We start from the raw sequence: 17,326 nt of genomic DNA, 5'->3' as shown, positions 1-17,326 counted from the left end.
GTTATATAACACAGCGGGCGGAATGTCAAGGCGTGGCCGATGGTTCCAGCGGCTCTGCCAGGCCCACCAAAATGCCTTCGGGGCCGCGCAGGTAGCACAGGCGGTAACTGTTCTCGAATTGAACCACTTCGCCCACCAGCGTAGCACCCTGCGCGGTCAGGCGGGCCAGCAGTGCATCCAGCCCGCGCACGGCGAACATGGCGCGCAGGTAGCCGAGCGAGTTCACCGGGGCGCGGCGGTGATCTGCGGCGATGGCGGGGGCCAGGTAGCGGCACAGTTCAATGCGGCTGTGCCCATCCGGCGTTACCAGCATGGCGATCTCCACCGTCTGATCGCCCAGGCCAGTGACGCGGCCGGCCCAGGTGCCCTCGACCAGGGTGCGGCCTTCCAGCGTCAGGCCGATCTCGCCAAAGAAGGCGATGGCCGCATCGAGGGATTCCACCACGATGCCGATATTGTCCATGCGTAGCAATTGGCTCTGGGTCATTTCCACCTCCGGATAACAAAACGACGCCAAAGGCGGCGTCGTATGCAGAACGGTGCAGCGGAGAGGGAGGGATTCGAACCCTCGATACCTTGCGGTATACGCGCTTTCCAAGCGCGCGCACTAGGCCAGACTATGCGACCTCTCCAAATACGAGCCCGTATTATAACTAACTCCTAGGCCATCGATTAATTGATTAATCGATAGTTTTAATGGTTGGCTGGTCGCATGGTCGCTTGGTCAATTGGCCAAGCGACCATGCGACCAAGCAACTAAATGACATTGTTCTCCACTCTTTCGAATTTCCATCCCTTATACTCCTCCCCATGACTGTCACGACCATCTATCTTGGCTTAGGCAGCAACCGCGGGGAGCGTATGGCGAATCTGGAAGCGGCCCTCGCCGCCCTTACCCCCGCCGTGCGCATGGTGCGCCGCAGCACGGTCTACGAAACCGAGCCATGGGGCTACGTCGAGCAAGCGCGCTTCCTGAATATGGTGGTGGAAGCCGAGACCGAACTGAGCCCGCAGGAGTTGCTAGCACATATCAAGCATATTGAGCAGCAGGTAGGGCGGGTGGCCAGCTTTCGCTACGGCCCGCGCGAGATTGATATCGATATTCTGCTGTACGGTGATTTTCAAGTGGACCTCGGCGAAGCTGAGGCCCGCTTGACCATACCGCACCCGCGCCTGGCGGAGCGGGCCTTCGTGCTGGTGCCATTGGCCGAGCTCGCCCCTCAACTGGCCGTGCCCGGCCTCGCCGCCACCGTGGCCGAGCTGCTGGCGGCGCAAGACGCCAGCGGGGTAATGCAGTTCACGCCGGGAGCACAGCATGAAGATCGGTAAGCATGAGTTTCATTGGGGCAGCCGCACCTATGTGATGGGTATTCTCAACATCACGCCAGACAGCTTCTCTGGTGATGGCTTGTATTCACAGGAACAGGTCGTGGCTGCGGCAGTGGAGCAGGCGCGCCGCTTTGTTGCCGCAGGCGTCGATTTGCTGGATGTGGGCGGCGAGAGTACGCGGCCGGGCAGCCAGCCGGTGAGCGCTGAAGACGAGCTGGCCCGCGTGCTCCCGGTTGTGCAGGCCTTGGCCGCCGAATTCGATACGCCCATATCCATCGATACCTATAAGGCCAGCACGGCGGCCGCTGCCCTGGATGCGGGTGCCGCACTGGTGAACGATGTGTGGGGCTTGCGCGCGGACCCGGCGTTGGCGCCGTTGATTGCGGCGCGGCGCGTGCCGGTGGTGCTGATGCACAATCGCAGCCAGCCCGCCAACGCCGAGGTGCGCGAGCGCCTGGGCGGCCGCTATGTGGGCGTTGAATACAACGAGCTACTCGGTGACATTCGCAATGAGCTACTCGAAAGCATCTCGATAGCGCATGCTGCTGGCATTTCCGATGAGTACATCGTCCTTGACCCCGGTATTGGCTTTGGCAAAACGGTGGAGCAGAATCTGGAACTGTTAGACCGCGGCGGCGAGCTGCGCGATCTCGGGTATCCGTTACTGGTTGGCCCCTCGCGCAAATCCTTCATCGGCTACACGCTCGATCTGCCGCCAGACCAGCGCATGGAAGGTACCGCCGCTGCGGTCGCCGTCAGCATCGTGCGCGGCGCCAACATCGTGCGTGTGCACGATGTTGAGCCCATCGTGCGTGTGGCGCGCATGACGGATGCGATTGTGCGCCATGGCGGCTAAACGCCGGCCAGGGGTATAACTGTGCCATGCCCACTCCGGCGGTTGCCCCTACGGCGTTGACGGCGTCCGAACTACAGCGCTATTCGCGCCATTTGCTCATTCCTGAAGTGGGGTTGGCCGGCCAGCAGAAGCTACGTGCTGCGGCGGTGCTGCTCATCGGTGCTGGCGGCCTGGGTTCGCCGGCGGCGATGTACCTGGCCGCGGCCGGGGTGGGGCGCATTGGCCTGGTGGATGATGACCGCGTCGATGCTTCTAACCTGCAGCGCCAGGTGATCCACGGCACGCCGCAGGTGGGCCAGCGCAAGGTTGACTCGGCGCGCCAACGCATGCTGGAGATCAACCCGCACATTGAAGTGCAGGCGCTGGCGCAGCGCTTTGATTCGGCCACGGCGCTGGAGATTGCCCAGGGGTACGACCTGATTATCGACGGCAGCGACAACTTTCCCACCCGCTACCTGGTCAATGATGTCTGCCTCAAGCTGGGCATTCCGTTCGTGTATGGTTCCATCTATCGGTTTGACGGCCAGGTGAGTGTCTTCGCTGCGCCGGGCGGTCCCTGCTATCGCTGCCTATTCCCGCAACCGCCCGAGCCGGGCACGGTACCCAGTTGTGCCGAGGGCGGTGTGCTGGGCAGCCTGCCCGGCATCATTGGCAGCTTGCAAGCCAGCGAAGCCATCAAGCTGCTGCTGGGCATCGGTGCACCGCTGGTAGGGCGCCTGCTGATGTTCAACGCGCTGGAGATGCAAACGGACACCGTGCGCCTGCGCAAAAACCCGGCCTGCCCAGTGTGCAGCCTGCCGCCAGACTCTATCCACCTGATCGATTACCAGGCATTCTGCGGTTTGCCCGCTGAGTCCAACCATGAGGTAGCCATGCAAAACCCGAACGAGATTTCCCCGGCCGAATTGGCCCAGCAGCGCGCCGACGGCGCGGCCCTGACCGTGATCGATGTGCGCGAACCGCATGAGCTGGCGATTGCGCGCCTTGAGGGTACGCTGGATATTCCCATGATGCAGATCCCGGCGCGCCTGGCGGAGCTTGACCCGGCGGCCAGCTATGTAGTGATGTGCCATAGCGGGGCGCGCTCGCAACGCGTGGTGGAGTACCTGCAGGCGGCCGGCTTTGCTGACGTGCGTAACCTGGTGGGTGGCATAAACGCCTGGGCAGAGCAAGTAGACCCAGACCTGCCGGTGTATTAGCGCATCTACCCCGCGCCAGGACTATAATGAACCTTCGCCATGGACGCAGACACTAACCCCCGCAAGACCATTTTGATCGTGCTGGCCCACCCGGATGATGAATCCTTTGGCATGGGGGGCACGATTGCTTACTACGACACGCAAGGCGTGGATGTGCACCTGATCTGCGCTACCCGCGGTGAAGCCGGCACAGTAGACCCTGAGTATCTGGCCAAATATAAAACCATCGCCGAGCTGCGCGAAGCCGAGCTGATGCGCGCCGCGGAGGCGCTCGGGCTCAAGAGTGTCATCTTCCTGAACTATCGCGATAGCGGCATGGTGGGCTCTGAGGACAACACCAATCCGCAGGCGCTGGTGCAGGCGCCGCTGGAGCAGGTGGCCGGGCGCATTGTCGCCGAGATCCGCCGTCTCAAACCGCAGGTGGTGGTGACCTTTGACGAGACCGGTGGCTACTATCACCCGGATCATATTCACATCCATCAAGCCACGCTGGCCGCTTTCCACGCTGCCGGCGACGCCACCCAGTACCCCGCGGCCGGCGCGGCCTACCAGCCCGCCAAGCTATACGTCAGTGCCCGTAACCGCGCCCGCCTGCGCCGCGCTGTGTTCTTGATGCGCTTGGTAGGCAAAGATCCCTCCAAGGTGGGGCGCAACAAAGACATCGACCTCACCCGCTTGGCGCGCGATAAGGACACCGCGCCACACGTCACGATCAACTATCGCCGTGTGCAGGCGCGCAAAGACCAAGCCGATGCGGCGCATGCCAGCCAGGGTGGGGGGCGTTTCATTGGCTCCAACCTGCTCGAAGTGATCGCCCGCTGGCTGGGCAACAAAGACCGCTTTACGCGCATCTACCCACCCACGCCGGATAGTTACCGCGCCACAGACCTGTTTGCGGACTAGGCGCTTTGTGGTACAATCCCACGTTGCTTTTTAAGGATACGATAAGGACGTAGAGTACATGGCTGACTTGTTGAAGGCTGTAGAAGCCAAACCGAATGAAAATATCCCCGCCTTGCGCCCTGGTGACTTGGTGAGTGTGCATGTCAAGATCAAAGAAGGCGATCGCGAGCGCATTCAGGAGTTCAAGGGCACCGTGCTGAAGGCCGGTGGCTCGCGCAACAACCGCAACTTCACCGTGCGCCGCGTGGCCAGCAATGGCATCGGCGTCGAGCGCACCTTCCTCACGGCTTCGCCGCTGATCGAGAAGGTGGTGGTGGAGCGCCACTCCAAGGTGCGCCGGGCCAACCTGGGCTACCTGCGCGATCTGAGCGGTAAGAAGGCTCGCCTCAAGCAGAAGTTTGACAACTAGAATTTTGCATCTGGTATAACCTAGAGCGCAGCGCAAGCTGCGCTCTTTTTATTTTGCGTATGAATAGCCCCCACCGCACATCCCCGCAACCGATCGGCGCCTTTGACTCTGGCGTAGGCGGGCTCAGCGTATTGCGTGCCCTGCAAGCCGAGCTGCCCGGCGAAGACTTCATATATTTTGCTGACCAGGCGCATGTGCCCTATGGGCCACGCGGCCTGGAGCAGGTGCGTGGCTTTTCGGAGGCGATTGCCAGGTATTTGGTAGCGCAAGGCGCCAAGCTGATCGTGATCCCTTGCAATACCGCCTCTGCCGCGGCCCTGCACTCCATCCGCCAACGGTATCCGCAGATCCCGGTGGTGGGCATGGAGCCGGCGGTGAAGCCGGCCGCCGAGCACACCGCCAGCGGCGTGGTGGGCGTGCTGGCTACCGAGACCACATTTGAGGGCGAGCTATACGCCTCTGTGGTGGAGCGTTTTGCGCAAGACGTGACGGTGCTGCAAAATACCTGCCGCGGCCTGGTGAGCGAGATCGAAGCCGGCCGGGCCAATGGGCCGGAGGCACGCCGCATCCTTAGTGAGGCGTTGCAACCAATGCTGGCGCAGGGGATGGATACGGTGGTGCTGGGCTGCACGCATTACCCGTTTGCGTTCGATACGATCCGCGACATTGTTGGCCCGGCGGTGCGCCTGGTGGACCCGGCGCCGGCGGTGGCGCGCCGCGTGCACAGCTTGCTGGCCGCCGGCGGCCTGGCTGCGGCTGGCGGCGAGGGAAGTACGCGCGAGCACGGGACTACGCGCTACGTGACCAGCGGCGACTCTGGGGCGATGCAGCAACGCGTACATGAGCTGCTAGGCGTGGAAGCTGTGGTTGAGGGAGTATATTGGCAGAATGGGGAGATTCATCCACAGATGAACACAGATGAACACAGATAAACCCTTATTATCTGCCTGCTATGCGTTTGATCTGCACCCTTGGGGTTCCAAAATTAATAAGTAGAGCAAGTGAGAGGCCAGAGGCCTTTAGGTAATTGAGGCACTGCGCGGTATGCGCCTTGTCTAGTGATGTAAGTGCTTTCACTTCTACGATAAGCTGCTTCTGGATTACAAAGTCTGCAATATAGTCCCCAACAACAAAGCCCTTGTATCTTACGGTAAACGGTTGCTGCTGAGTAAACTGCACGTTGTTTGACCGCAGTTCAACTTCCATTGCATTTTCGTACACTTTTTCCAGGAAACCCGCACCTAATGTGTTGGAAATTCTAAATGCGGCACCAATTACTACCTCAGTAAGTATGTTGAGTTCATTCGGTTGCACCACTAAGTCCCCCCAAACAACTGAATCTATCTGTGTTTATCCGTGTTCATCTGTGGACAATTATGAATCAGCTGGGAGGATACCCGCCCGTTCCAGCGATACCTCCACGCCAGCGAAGTTCTCAAAGGATAGATCAGTAAAGCGCAGCCCGTAGAGATCCTTCAGGCGGCGGAAGATGCTGATGTAGGTCTCGGGCAGGCGCTGCTGCCAATTGAGCCCCAGTTGTTGCGCGGCAGCCTGGATCGGCTCCGGCTCCGTGCCCTCGATCTCGGCGAAGTTGCCGTAAGGCATCTCGTCCAGCGTCACCTTCAACCCATTTAGGCCATAGGTCGTGCGGTGTTTCTCGTACATGAACCGTGAGGTGAAGCCCAGCGCCTCGATCAACTTCTGCGCCTGGGTGAAGTTGGAGACGTCGAACTCGATCTCCTGGCGGGCCAGCACGCCGCCCAGCGTAGTGCTAGGCCCTTTGAAGGTCATGTGGCTGCTGGTATCGCGGCGCAGGCGCAGCATGCACGCGGCCTGGCTCAGCGAGCCGTTGGGGCTATCGAAGCGCAGGTTGAATTCGTGCGTGCGTGGGTGCAGCAGGGTGGCGCCGGCCGCCACCAGCCGCTGCTCCAGCGCGGCGGGGTCGGCAATGTGAAATTTGACTTCGAGTTCTTTGTCGCTTACCAGGGTAACCATACGCGCCTATTCTATGCTCACCATGTTGGTGCGTTGTTCTACGCTATCGCCAGCCTTCACCTGCACGCGCGACACCTTGCCATCGCGCGGCGATTTGAGCTCATTTTGCATCTTCATCGATTCAAGGATAACCAACACGTCACCCTTTTTGACTTCGTCGCCTTCATTCACGGCCACTTTCACGATCAGGCCGGGCATCGGCGCTTTGAGCACGAATTCCCCGCCATCGGCGCTACCGCCACCGGCGGCGGCGCGCAGGCGCTTCTCGCGCTCGTCTTCCACCTTGGCGCTGTGCAGCACGCCGCGCAGCAGCACTTGCAGCTCGTCATCCTCCTCACCGGAGTACACGTGCGCCTGGTACGACTTGCCGTCCACCAGCAGCGAGTAGATCGGCTGGCCGCTCACCGATTTGAAGTCCACCTCGTAGACCGTGCCATTGATGCTCACCTGGCGTGGGCTGAGGATTTCTACTTCGTATTGCGTTTCGTCGATCGTAGTGATGTATTTCATCAGCGGTGTATCCGTTCCCAGCGGGAGACCCACTTCCAGTTGCTTGTATCACGCTTGCCGCGTGAAATGATGTGCGCCGAACGCTCGGCCTGCTCGTTGGCTACCAGGGTAGCCACGATGGCGGCAATTTCCGGGTGCGTTTCCATGCCCTCTTCGGCCTTCTCCAGCGAGAAGCGTTCTTCCACGAAGCGTGTATCGAAGTTGCCGGCGATGAAGCGTGCCTGCTCCAGAATGCGCTGGTGGAAGGGGATGTTGGTCATCACGCCGACTACATGATATTCCTCAAGCGCACGGCGCATGCGCAAGATGGCCTGGGCGCGTGATTCGCCCTTGACCACCAGCTTGGAGATCAGCGAGTCGTAGTAGGGCGAGATATTGAAGCCGGCATACACGCCGGTGTCCACACGTACGCCCGGCCCGGTGGGCACGGTGAGGTGCGAGATGAAACCGGTGGACGGCAGGAAGTTGTTGTGCGGGTCTTCTGCATTGACGCGGCACTCGATCGCCCAGCCCTGCAGCTTCACCTGGTCTTGCGTCAGGCTCAGTGGCCGGCCGCGCGCGATGCGCAACTGCTCGGTCACGATGTCGAGCCCGGTCACCTCTTCGGTGATGGGGTGCTCCACCTGCAGGCGCGTGTTCATCTCCAGGAAGTAGAAGTTCTTGTCCTTGTCTACCAGGAACTCAATTGTGCCGGCGTTGACGTAGCCCACCGCTTTGGCGGCTTTGACGGCTACCGCGCCCATCTTCTGGCGGAAGTCTTCGTCTTCATCAATGAAGGGCGAGGGCGATTCTTCGAGCAATTTTTGGTGGCGGCGCTGTAGCGAGCACTCGCGTTCGCCGAGGTGGATGGTGTTGCCATCCTCATCGGCGATGATTTGAAATTCAATGTGGCGGGCGCCTTCGATAAGCTTCTCGAGGTAGACGTTGCCGTCGCCGAAGGCGGCCAGCGCCTCGCGGCGGGCGCTCTCCAGCAGGCCGGGCATTTCGTCCAGGTTGCGTACTTCACGCATGCCCTTGCCGCCGCCGCCAGCGGTCGCTTTGATCAGCAGCGGGAAGCCAATGTCTTGCGCCGCCTTCAGCAGCTCTTCGTCGGTCAGGCTGCCTTCGCCCTCGGTGCCAGGCACCACGGGCACGCCGGCGGCGGCCACGGTGGCACGCGCAATCGCCTTATCGCCCATGGCGGCAATCGCCGAGGGCTTGGGGCCAATGAAGCGGATGCCCGCATCTACACAGGCCTGCGAGAAGTCCGAGCGTTCGGCTAAAAAGCCGTAGCCTGGGTGGATGGCGCCTGCGCCCGATTTCTTGGCCACATCCAAGATGTGATCCATGCGCAGGTAGGATTCGCGTGAGGGCGCCGGGCCGATGTAGTAGGCCTCGTCGGCCAGGCGCACATGCAGCGCCTGGCGATCAGCCTCTGAGTACACGGCTACGGTTTGCAGACCCAGCTCACGGCAGGCGCGGATCACGCGCACTGCAATTTCTCCACGGTTGGCAATCAGAACTTTATTGAACATGATGGCCTACAGAGGAATGTTCCCGTGCTTGCGCGCCGGGTTGCTGTCGCGCTTGTTGGTCAGCATTTCCAGCGCGTTGATCAGGCGGGGGCGGGTGTCGCTGGGCTGAATGACATCGTCAATGAAGCCACGGCCGGCCGCAACGTAGGGATTCGCAAATTCCTTGCGGTACTCAGCCACCAGCTCGGCCTTGCGTGCCACCGGGTCCTTGGCTTCGGCGATCTCTTTGCGGAAGATGATGTTCACCGCGCCGTCCGGCCCCATCACGGCAATCTCAGCGGTGGGCCAGGCCAGGTTTACGTCACCACGGATGTGCTTGCTGCTCATCACGTCGTAGGCGCCACCATAGGCCTTGCGTGTCACCACAGTCAGCTTAGGCACAGTGGCCTCACAGTAGGCGTACAGCAGCTTGGCGCCGGCACGGATGATGCCGTTGTGCTCCTGCGCCGTGCCGGGCATGAAGCCGGGCACGTCTACCAGCGTCAAGATGGGGATGTTGAACGAGTCGCAGAAGCGCACGAAGCGAGCGGCTTTGTCTGATGCGTCAATATCCAGCACACCGGCCAGCACCATCGGCTGGTTGGCGACGATGCCGATCACATGGCCGCCCAGGCGGCTGAAGCCCACTACGATGTTCTGGGCGAACTGGTCATGAATTTCGTAGAAGGCGCCTTCGTCCACCACCATGCGGATGACATCTTTGATGTCATACGGCTTGGAAGGGTCGTCTGGGATCAGGGTATCCAGCGCCTCATCACGGCGCAGCGGGTTGTCCTTGCTGGGCTTGAAGGGCGGGTCTTCGAGGTTGTTCTGCGGCAGGTAGGAGAGCAGCTTGCGGATGAGGAACAGCGTATCCGCTTCCGAGTCGCCGACCACATGGCACACGCCCGAGGTGCTGGCGTGCACACTGGCACCGCCCAGGTCTTCAAAGGTCACTTCTTCATGGGTCACGCTCTTGACCACTTCGGGGCCGGTGACGAACATGTACGAGGAGTTGCGCACCATGAAGATAAAGTCAGTCAGGGCGGGGGAGTACACCGCACCGCCGGCACAGGGGCCCATGATGGCGCTGATCTGCGGGATCACGCCGGAGGCCATCGTGTTGCGCAGGAAGATGTCGGCATAGCCGCCCAACGAAACCACTCCTTCTTGAATGCGCGCACCGCCCGAGTCGTTCAGTCCGATGACCGGCGCGCCGTTCTTGAGCGCCATTTCCATCACCTTGATGATCTTCTCGGCGTGCACTTCGCTCAGGCTGCCACCGAAGACAGTGAAGTCTTGCGAGAATACATACACCAGCCGGCCGTCGATGGTGCCCCAGCCAGTCACTACGCTATCGCTGAGGATCTGCTGCTTCTCCAAGCCGAAGGCGTGCGTGCGGTGCTTGACAAAGGCATCGACTTCACGGAAGGAACCCTTGTCGAGGAATAAGTCCAGGCGCTCACGCGCCGTCAGGCGGCCTTGCTTGTGCTGCGCTTCCACGCGGGCGGGGCCGCCGCCTTGCTGGCTTTGGATGCGTAGTTGTTGTAGTTCTTCGATCTTTGAAGTTTGTGTCATCCTTCACTCCTGATGGCGGTGTTTCTATAGTAGGCCTGCACTGCGGGGGTGGCCAGAATAACGAATAGCACGCTGAGGCAAACGGCGCCCCATACGGCTTGAAAGACCCAGGGGTGCTTGTGCAGCCCGTTGTTTTGCAACAACAGGCGGTCTGCCCACTGGAAGGCGGTGTAACCTAGCGCCAGCCCACGGGTGGCGTTGGGCGCCCAGGCCCGCTGGCGGGCCAGCCCATAGGCTGTGGCCGCTGCGGCCAGCGCCCACAACCCGGCACTGAGTGCGAAGTATCCGGCGGGCACTGGCAATGGCAGGTTGGCAAGCTGAGCCGCCTGCTGCAGGGCAACCCACAGGCGTAGCACCTGCAAGCCTGTGAACATTAACACTAGCGCCAATAGCACGGTTACGCCGCGTGGCCGATTGGCTGGGCCAGATTTGCGCATGGCTAGAGGGCAACCCCTGCCAGTGAGTGAAACACATAGCCTTGGGCGGCCAGCGTGGGCAGTAGGCTGTGCAAAGCGGCGGCGGTCTGGCTGCGGTCTCCGCCGCCATCGTGCAGCAGCACGCTGGCGGCCGGCGCCACGCCCGCCAGCACGCGGCCGACGATGGTTTCGGTCCCTGGCTCGCCCCAATCTTCAGGATCAACGTCCCACAGCACCATCTCGTAGCCCAGGGCGTTGACCCACGGCTCGGTATTGGCATCCGTGCTGCCGTAGGGCGGGCGCATGATGTGCATCGTGCTATTCGCCAGCCGCGTGCCTGCGGCAGTACGCACCGCCTCGGCGGTAGCGTGCATTTCTTTGAGGAACAGCGCCTGGGGCATGTGCGCCAGACGCGGATGGCTGAAGCTGTGGTTGCCTACACAGTGTCCGGCAGCCAACTGTGCCTGCAGTAGCTCGGGCAGTAGCTGCACGCGGCCACCGACTACGAAGAAGGTGGCCAGCGCGCGGTGTGCGGCCAAAGCCGCCAGCACGGCGGGCGTATCGGCGGCGAGGCCATCATCGAAGGTGAAGTACAGGATCGGCTGGCCGTTGGCGTTGTGGGTGGGGCGTTCGGTGAGGCGCATAGTTAGGCCTTGGGTTTCTTTTTTAGGCTGGCCACATAACGCTCCAGGTCAGGCTGGTGCTCGGCATAGTGCTCGAAGGTATCGGTCACCAGGATCTGGTAGGGTGCGCGGCGTGGCCGGCGCGTTTGGTTAAGCTGGGCATCGCTCAGGCTGGCGCATAGCGCTTTGAGCCGCGCCAGATTGGCAGCCCAGGCGGTCAGCACCTCCTTCAGCGTCATCGCCTCGCTCTGTGCCAGCACCTGGGCGTTGATCTCATCCAGGTTGTGGATCGTCCCGGTGTCCTCGCCGGCCAGCAGCAGCGGGGCACGCAGCATGGCCAGGTTCTCCCACCACAGCAGATGGGCAATCTGGTCCTTGACCGACCAATCAGCTTGTGGCCCGGGGCGCTGCGTCATCTGGCGTGGCGTCAGCCCGGCGTACACGGCGGAGTAGGCCGCCCGGCCAGTGTGGATGCGCTGCCACAATTGTTGTGGGGTCATGCGGGAGGGCGTAGCTAGCATCGAAAGCTCCTTTGGCAGTGCATAACATTTTACGGGTGATTCTAGTTATTACATTAAGTTAACAGACTGGCAGGTGTAGTGTGTTAAACTCCAAAACGATTGCCCGCTAGAGGGCGGCACCTATTTTGTAAGGAGAACAAAAAAATGGGTATTTTTGACAAGATTCTTAAGGGTTTGGGTATCAAGAAGGACGATGACGCCAAGGATGCCGGTGCTACCAGCGCGGCTCCCAAGGCTGGCGTAACCGCTGCTCCGCGTGCCAAACTGAGCACCGGCCTGGGCGCCAACAAGCCGGCCCCGATGGATGCGGTGGATGTGGCTGCCAAGATGGACGCGCTGGCCAAGGCCAACCCGCAGGAGCTCAATTGGAAGGTTTCCATCGTGGATCTGCTGAAGTTGCTGGATATTGACAGCAGCTTCGAGAACCGCAAGGAACTGGCCGTTGAGCTGGGCGTGCCCACTGAGTATCTCGACGACTCGGCCAAGATGAACACCTGGCTGCACAAGGCCGTGCTCAAGAAGATCGCTGAGAACGGCGGCACCGTGCCCGCCAGCCTGCTCGACTAAGCTGCAAAAAGCCAAAAAAAGCCCCGCCATTAGGCGGGGCTTTTTTGTTGGTGTGGGCGGGTGGGGTCAGGGGACAGGCTTGGGGATTGCTTCGTCCGTTTGCCGCAAAGCGGCAATGCTCCTCGCAATGACAGTGTGTCGTTGCTTCGCCCGTGCTGCTGCTTGAATAGTGAACAGTGAGGAGTGAGCAGGCTTGGGGATTGCTTCGTCCGTTTGCCGCAAAGCGGCAATACTCCTCACAATGACAGTGTGTCGTTGCTTCGCCCGTGCTGGTGCTTGCGCTGCGCCTATTCCTCGCAATCGCGGGAGGTGTATGTCATTGCGAGGAATAGGCGCAGGCACTGAACAACGAAGCAATCCTGGCCGGTGCCTAAATTCACTTGGGGATTGCTTCGTCCGTTTGCCGCAAAGCGGCAATACTCCTCGCAATGACAATGTGTCGTTGCTTCGCCCGTGCTGGTGCTTGCGCAGCCCCTACTCCTCGCAATGGCGGGAGGTGTATGTCATTGCGAGGCCGTGAAGCGGCGCAGCCACTGAACAACGAAGCAATCTGGCTTGAAGCCCTAAAGTCTACTTGGGGATTGCTTCGTCCGTTTGCCGCTGCTTGCGCAGCGCCTACTCCTCGCAATGACAGAGTGTCGTTGCTTCGTCCCGTGCTGCTGCTTGATCAGTGAACGGTGAGGAGTGAGCAGGCTTGGGGATTGCTTCGTCCGTTTGCCGCAAAGCGGCAATACTCCTCGCAATGACAAATGATGTGTGCTTCGCCCGTGCTGGTGCTTGCGCTGCGCCTATTCCTCGCAATGACAAATGATGTGAGCAGGTTTGGGGATTGTTTCGCCCGTGCTGTAAAGCAGTACTCCTCGCAATCGCGGGTTTCCTGATTACTCCTCACTCCTCACCGCTCACTGCCGACTCCTCACTGCTCACTCGAACTCCAAAACAATCTTGCCCATCTGCCCGCCGGCTTCCATGCGTGCGTGGGCGGCGCGTGCTTCTGCCAGCGGGTAGCTGCGGTCTACCACTGGCTTGAGCTCGCCGGCGAAGACTAGCGCCATCACATCGGCAAAATCCTTGAAGGTGCCCATCGTCGACCCTAGGATGCTGAGGTGCTTGCTGAAGATATAGCGGTTGTCGATCTCGAAGGTGGGTGCGCCGGTGTTGCCCACGGTGAGCAGGCGGCCGCCTTTGCGCAGCGTGCGCAGGCTTTGCATAAAGGTAATGCCTACATTGTCCACCACGGCATCCACACCGCGCTTCTCGGTCAGCAGGTAGGCGGCCTTGCTCCAGTCGCCCTGGCTGCGGTCGATCACTTCGTCGGCGCCCAGCTGGCGCGCCAAGGCCAACTTGCTTTCGTCTGAGCCCACCACGATCACGCGCAGCCCCAGATACTTGCCGATCTGGATGCTGGCCGTGTTCACGCCGCCCGAGGCGCCCACGATCAGCAGCGTCTCGCCTTTTTGCAGCGCCCCGCGGCGCACGATGGAGTGCCAGGCGGTGACATACACCAGCGCCGCTGCGGCGGCATGCGCCGCCGGGAAGCTGCCGGGGATCTCGAGCAGGTTGCTGGCCGGCACGCACACATATTCGGCATAGGTGCCGGGCAGGCTTTCGCCCAGCAGCTCCCAGTGGCGGCACTTGTTTTCTTCGCCCCGCTGCGTAAATTCGTCTTCTTCCATACAAATACTGGCATTGATCACTACGCGCTGGCCGGGTTGCCAGCGCGTCACGCCCTCACCCAGCGCATCCACTACGCCGGCGCCATCCGCTCCCAGGATATGCGGCAGACTGAGCTTGATGCCCGACCAGCCGGCGCGCACGAACAGATCAGCATGGTTGAGCGCTGCGGCGCTCAACTTGACGCGCACCCAGCCGGGGGCGGGTTGCGGGGTGGGGCGCTCGCCATACTGCAGTACCTCTGGCCCGCCGTGTTGTTCGAAGTAGATGGCTTTCATGCAGCGATTATATGTTGTGTCAGTCGCTTGGTTGGCTAGTCACCTAGTCATTGCTCGACTAGGTGACTAGCCAACCAAGTGACAGGCTTACTTTCGCCTTTATTGCTACACTCAAAGTGATTAGAATAATGTCATTCAAGGAGCACCATGGCCGATTTTGTAGTTCGCCTGCATGCAGGTTTGGGTTCAACCTCGCTGTACTATTTCCTCATCCTGTCTGTGTGGGGCTATGTGCGTTTTTTTCGCAAGCAAGGCATCGATTCCTCGTATTGGGGCATGCTGGTGATTGCTGAGTTGCTGATCTTGGCCGAATGTCTGTTGGGCGGCTATTTGTGGCTGGGCGGCTATCGCCCGATGCGCAACATTCACTTGCTGTATGGCATGATTCTGCCGATCATGATCCCGGCGGCCTACCTGTACACCAAGGGGCGCTCGGCCCGCGCGGAGATTCTGGTCTACAGTACCGCCACGATCATCACGGTGGGGCTGATCATTCGCGCAATCTATACCGCCCAGTACGCCCTGCCTGGCTAGTTGCCCCGGGTTCAATAGTAGTGATAAAATACGCAAATAAGGAACCATCTGTTAGGAGAGCCGAATGACGCAAGCTGCCGTTCCCACCGGCCAAACTGAAGTACCCCCTGAGGAGCAAGCCAACCCGCCTTTGAACCGGCGCGAGTTTCTTAACATCGCCTGGTTGTCATCTCTGGGGTTTCTGACCCTGACCCTGGCGGGCGGTGCGGTGATCTTTGGTATCCCGCGTTTCCGCGAAGGCGAGTTTGGCGGTATGTTCACCGTCGGGCGCGTGGGTGACCTGCCCGGGCCTGAAGCGGCCCCGGCCAACTTCCCCAAGGTCAAGCTGTGGATTTCCAACACCCCTGAGGGCGTGACTGCCCTGTACAAGGTGTGTGTGCACTTGGGCTGTATCTACGGCTGGAGTGACCAGGAGTTCAAGTTCATCTGCCCCTGCCACGGTTCCCAGTACGCTCACAACGGTGACTACATCCTCGGCCCAGCGCCGCGCAGCCTCGATCGCTTCGTGATCACCATCGAAGACGAGAACGGCAACGTGTTGGCCCAGACCCCCGCGGATGGTGGCCCGGTTCCCCTGCCGGACAACCCGAATGCGATTGTCCGCGTCAACACTGGCGCCAAGATCCTTGGCGAAGTTCACGGTTAAGAGCGAGACATGACCTTCATCAACAACATCCTCAAACGGCTTAACTACTCCCCGATCCCACCGCGCAGCGAGTGGAAATCGGCCTTGTTCCAGGCGCTCGATGATCGTATTCGCATCATCACCGCCGGCCTCAACCTGCGTGAGCTGCGTGCCATCATGCGCGGCGATCCGCCGACCGAAAAGCCCAACCCGCGCTACAAGGTGATCACCACCAGCTTCGTGGCCCACTTGCGCCCGCGTTACTACCCGCAGGCGGCCACCTGGTTCACGCACACCTTCCGCCTGGGTTTCTTCGTCACCTTCTTCTTCGTGATCGAAGTGATCACCGGCGTTATTCTGATGGCCTACTACGTACCCTTCCCGGACCAAGCCTATGGTTCGGTGCTGGCCATCGAGAGCAATGTGTTCTTCGGTGAGCTGTTCCGCGATATTCACCGCCTGGGTGCTGAAGCGATGGTGGCCTTTAGTTGGCTGCATATGCTGCGCACCTACTTCACCGGCTCCTACAAGGGACCGCGTTCCTTCACCTGGCTCACGGGTGTGATCCTGCTGGCCATCACGGCTTGGCTGAGCTTCACCGGCTACCTGCTGCCCTGGGACCAGTTGTCCTACTGGGCGGTGACCGTAGGTACCTCGATCACCGAGTCTGGCCCGATCGTTGGCCCCACGCTGAACTTGGTGATGCGTGGCGCGCCCGATATCGGTATGGGTGGTTTGCTGCGTTTCTACCTGCAGCACGTCATCCTCTTCCCGCTGATCGCCATCCTGTTCATCAGTATTCACTACTACAAGGTTTCGCGTGAGCACAGCATTTCGCTGCCGGCCGTGGTGGAAGAGCTGGAGCTGCCAGCTGACAAGAAGAAGGAATACAACCGCCGCATTGACTTGATCCCTGATCTGCTCAGCCATGAGATCTTCCTCATTACGTTGGGCATCTTCGTCATGCTGGTGATCCTGTACTTCCGCTGGTTCCACTCTCCGCTGGAAACGCACGCCAACCCGCAAAGCACGCCGCTGGACACTAAAGCCCCCTGGTATTTCTGGTGGCTGCAAGGCATGCTGAAGGTAGACCCGGCCAGCATCATCGAAAGCCTGGTCAACCCCATCCTGCACCCGCTGCTGGGCCTGTTCGGCGTCGACTTCACCCTGGAGTTGAGCAAGATCCTCGACTCCAAGTTCGTCATGGGCCTGATCGTGCCGCCGGTCTTGGTGGTGCTGCTGGTCTCCATCCCCTACATCGACAAAAATCCTTCGCGTCTCTCCAGCAAGCGGCCGTTTGCCATCGCCTGGGGCCTCTCGTGGGTCTTTATCATGCTGGCGCTCAGTTACATGGGCTTGCCTGAATACGGCATCGAAACCCCGGCGGCCACGCGCGTCATTCAAGACCTGGCGCCCGAAGAAGGCGAAGGCCCGTTGCGTGAAGTTCCTTACGCTGAGCTTTCGCAAGCCCAGGGTATCTACACCGTCGGCGAGGACTACGGGCGCGACTTGTGCCCCGGCCTGGCCTACCAGCCGGATCACAACAAGCCGGAAAACGTGGTGATCGGTTGCCCGCAACTGACCGCGGTGTTCAACCAGTTCAGCGAGCGCTTGCTGGCTGCGGAAGCCGATGGCCGCCTGCCTGATCTGGCGGCGCGTATCATCGTCGAGCAGTTCCAACCGGGCATGGTGCGGATAACCCCGCAGGTCGATTGGACCGACCCGACCACCGGAGAGGACAAGACCTACGAACACACCTATTTCCTGCATGAGAACCGCACGCTGGGTTCTGAGTAACTGGGTACGAGGAGAGTAA

General features: G+C 60.7%; 20 protein-coding genes and 1 tRNA gene. 10 read left to right on the top strand and 11 right to left on the bottom strand.

The window, feature by feature from the left end:
• Window positions 1-25: 25 nt before the first annotated feature.
• Window positions 26-487: a VOC family protein gene (locus tag KF821_08240; GenBank protein MBX3005794.1), complete on the bottom strand. Its 462-nt coding sequence runs from the start codon at window positions 485-487 to the stop codon at window positions 26-28.
• Between the two features lie 58 nt (window positions 488-545).
• Window positions 546-632 (bottom strand) — tRNA-Ser (locus tag KF821_08235).
• 178 nt (window positions 633-810) lie between these two features.
• Between KF821_08235 and folK the strand changes: the two genes are divergently transcribed.
• The 6 genes from folK to murI are packed head-to-tail and all read left to right on the top strand — an operon-like array spanning window position 811 to window position 5,628.
• Complete coding sequence (gene folK, locus KF821_08230) at window positions 811-1,329, top strand: 2-amino-4-hydroxy-6-hydroxymethyldihydropteridine diphosphokinase (protein MBX3005793.1); 519 nt, start codon at window positions 811-813, stop codon at window positions 1,327-1,329.
• Window positions 1,316-2,185, top strand: coding sequence for a dihydropteroate synthase (folP, locus tag KF821_08225; protein MBX3005792.1), 870 nt, complete (start codon window positions 1,316-1,318; stop codon window positions 2,183-2,185). The genes folK and folP overlap by 14 nt, the downstream gene beginning before the upstream one ends.
• Window positions 2,186-2,211: 26 nt before the next feature.
• Entirely contained in the window at window positions 2,212-3,384 is a 1,173-nt protein-coding gene (moeB, locus tag KF821_08220) for a molybdopterin-synthase adenylyltransferase MoeB (protein MBX3005791.1), read from the top strand.
• A gap of 39 nt (window positions 3,385-3,423) precedes the next feature.
• On the top strand, window positions 3,424-4,287 hold the full coding sequence (locus KF821_08215) for a PIG-L family deacetylase (GenBank protein ID MBX3005790.1): 864 nt from the start codon (window positions 3,424-3,426) through the stop codon (window positions 4,285-4,287).
• Window positions 4,288-4,345: 58 nt separating this feature from the next.
• Complete coding sequence (gene rplS, locus KF821_08210; protein MBX3005789.1) at window positions 4,346-4,696, top strand: 50S ribosomal protein L19; 351 nt, start codon at window positions 4,346-4,348, stop codon at window positions 4,694-4,696.
• 59 nt (window positions 4,697-4,755) lie between these two features.
• Window positions 4,756-5,628 carry a glutamate racemase gene (gene murI / locus KF821_08205; protein ID MBX3005788.1) on the top strand — a complete coding sequence of 291 codons (873 nt, stop codon included), beginning with the start codon at window positions 4,756-4,758 and terminating at the stop codon, window positions 5,626-5,628.
• 7 nt (window positions 5,629-5,635) lie between these two features.
• On the opposite strand, the gene KF821_08200 is transcribed toward murI, so the two are convergent.
• The 8 genes from KF821_08200 to KF821_08165 form a co-directional block, all read right to left on the bottom strand.
• The gene (locus KF821_08200; protein MBX3005787.1) at window positions 5,636-6,010 is read right to left on the bottom strand and encodes a GxxExxY protein; all 375 of its coding nucleotides are present in this window, start codon (window positions 6,008-6,010) and stop codon (window positions 5,636-5,638) included.
• A 60-nt stretch (window positions 6,011-6,070) separates the two neighbouring features.
• A complete protein-coding gene (locus tag KF821_08195) occupies window positions 6,071-6,691 on the bottom strand; it encodes a class IV adenylate cyclase (GenBank protein MBX3005786.1) in 621 nt (206 codons plus the stop codon).
• Window positions 6,692-6,697: 6 nt separating this feature from the next.
• Window positions 6,698-7,201 (bottom strand): biotin/lipoyl-binding protein, encoded by a 504-nt coding sequence (locus KF821_08190; protein ID MBX3005785.1) that lies wholly within the window; start codon window positions 7,199-7,201, stop codon window positions 6,698-6,700.
• Window positions 7,201-8,715, bottom strand: coding sequence for an acetyl-CoA carboxylase biotin carboxylase subunit (gene accC / locus KF821_08185; protein ID MBX3005784.1), 1,515 nt, complete (start codon window positions 8,713-8,715; stop codon window positions 7,201-7,203). Before accC ends, KF821_08190 begins: the two co-directional genes overlap by 1 nt.
• A gap of 6 nt (window positions 8,716-8,721) precedes the next feature.
• Entirely contained in the window at window positions 8,722-10,272 is a 1,551-nt protein-coding gene (locus KF821_08180; GenBank protein ID MBX3005783.1) for an acyl-CoA carboxylase subunit beta, read from the bottom strand.
• Window positions 10,269-10,646, bottom strand: a complete 378-nt coding sequence (locus tag KF821_08175; protein MBX3005782.1) for a hypothetical protein — start codon at window positions 10,644-10,646, stop codon at window positions 10,269-10,271. Before KF821_08175 ends, KF821_08180 begins: the two co-directional genes overlap by 4 nt.
• Window positions 10,647-10,711: 65 nt before the next feature.
• Window positions 10,712-11,332, bottom strand: a complete 621-nt coding sequence (locus KF821_08170) for a polysaccharide deacetylase family protein (GenBank protein MBX3005781.1) — start codon at window positions 11,330-11,332, stop codon at window positions 10,712-10,714.
• A gap of 2 nt (window positions 11,333-11,334) precedes the next feature.
• A complete protein-coding gene (locus KF821_08165; protein MBX3005780.1) occupies window positions 11,335-11,832 on the bottom strand; it encodes a DinB family protein in 498 nt (165 codons plus the stop codon).
• Between the two features lie 144 nt (window positions 11,833-11,976).
• On the opposite strand from KF821_08165, the gene KF821_08160 reads away from it, so the two are divergent.
• Complete coding sequence (locus KF821_08160) at window positions 11,977-12,399, top strand: DUF3597 domain-containing protein (protein ID MBX3005779.1); 423 nt, start codon at window positions 11,977-11,979, stop codon at window positions 12,397-12,399.
• Window positions 12,400-13,322: 923 nt separating this feature from the next.
• On the opposite strand, the gene KF821_08155 is transcribed toward KF821_08160, so the two are convergent.
• Complete coding sequence (locus tag KF821_08155) at window positions 13,323-14,351, bottom strand: zinc-binding dehydrogenase (protein MBX3005778.1); 1,029 nt, start codon at window positions 14,349-14,351, stop codon at window positions 13,323-13,325.
• A 147-nt stretch (window positions 14,352-14,498) separates the two neighbouring features.
• On the opposite strand from KF821_08155, the gene KF821_08150 reads away from it, so the two are divergent.
• The 3 genes from KF821_08150 to KF821_08140 all read left to right on the top strand — a co-directional run bounded on the left by KF821_08150 (window position 14,499) and on the right by KF821_08140 (window position 17,307).
• On the top strand, window positions 14,499-14,885 hold the full coding sequence (locus KF821_08150; GenBank protein MBX3005777.1) for a hypothetical protein: 387 nt from the start codon (window positions 14,499-14,501) through the stop codon (window positions 14,883-14,885).
• A gap of 64 nt (window positions 14,886-14,949) precedes the next feature.
• On the top strand, window positions 14,950-15,531 hold the full coding sequence (locus KF821_08145) for a Rieske 2Fe-2S domain-containing protein (GenBank protein MBX3005776.1): 582 nt from the start codon (window positions 14,950-14,952) through the stop codon (window positions 15,529-15,531).
• Window positions 15,532-15,540: 9 nt separating this feature from the next.
• Complete coding sequence (locus KF821_08140) at window positions 15,541-17,307, top strand: cytochrome bc complex cytochrome b subunit (protein ID MBX3005775.1); 1,767 nt, start codon at window positions 15,541-15,543, stop codon at window positions 17,305-17,307.
• Window positions 17,308-17,326 lie beyond the last annotated feature (19 nt).

The sequence above is a fragment of the Anaerolineales bacterium genome (assembly GCA_019637755.1).
GTDB lineage: Bacteria > Chloroflexota > Anaerolineae > Anaerolineales > UBA11579 > JAMCZK01.
The sequence above is the reverse complement of the archived record's forward strand: the minus strand, read 5'-3'. Positions and strand labels throughout refer to the sequence as shown.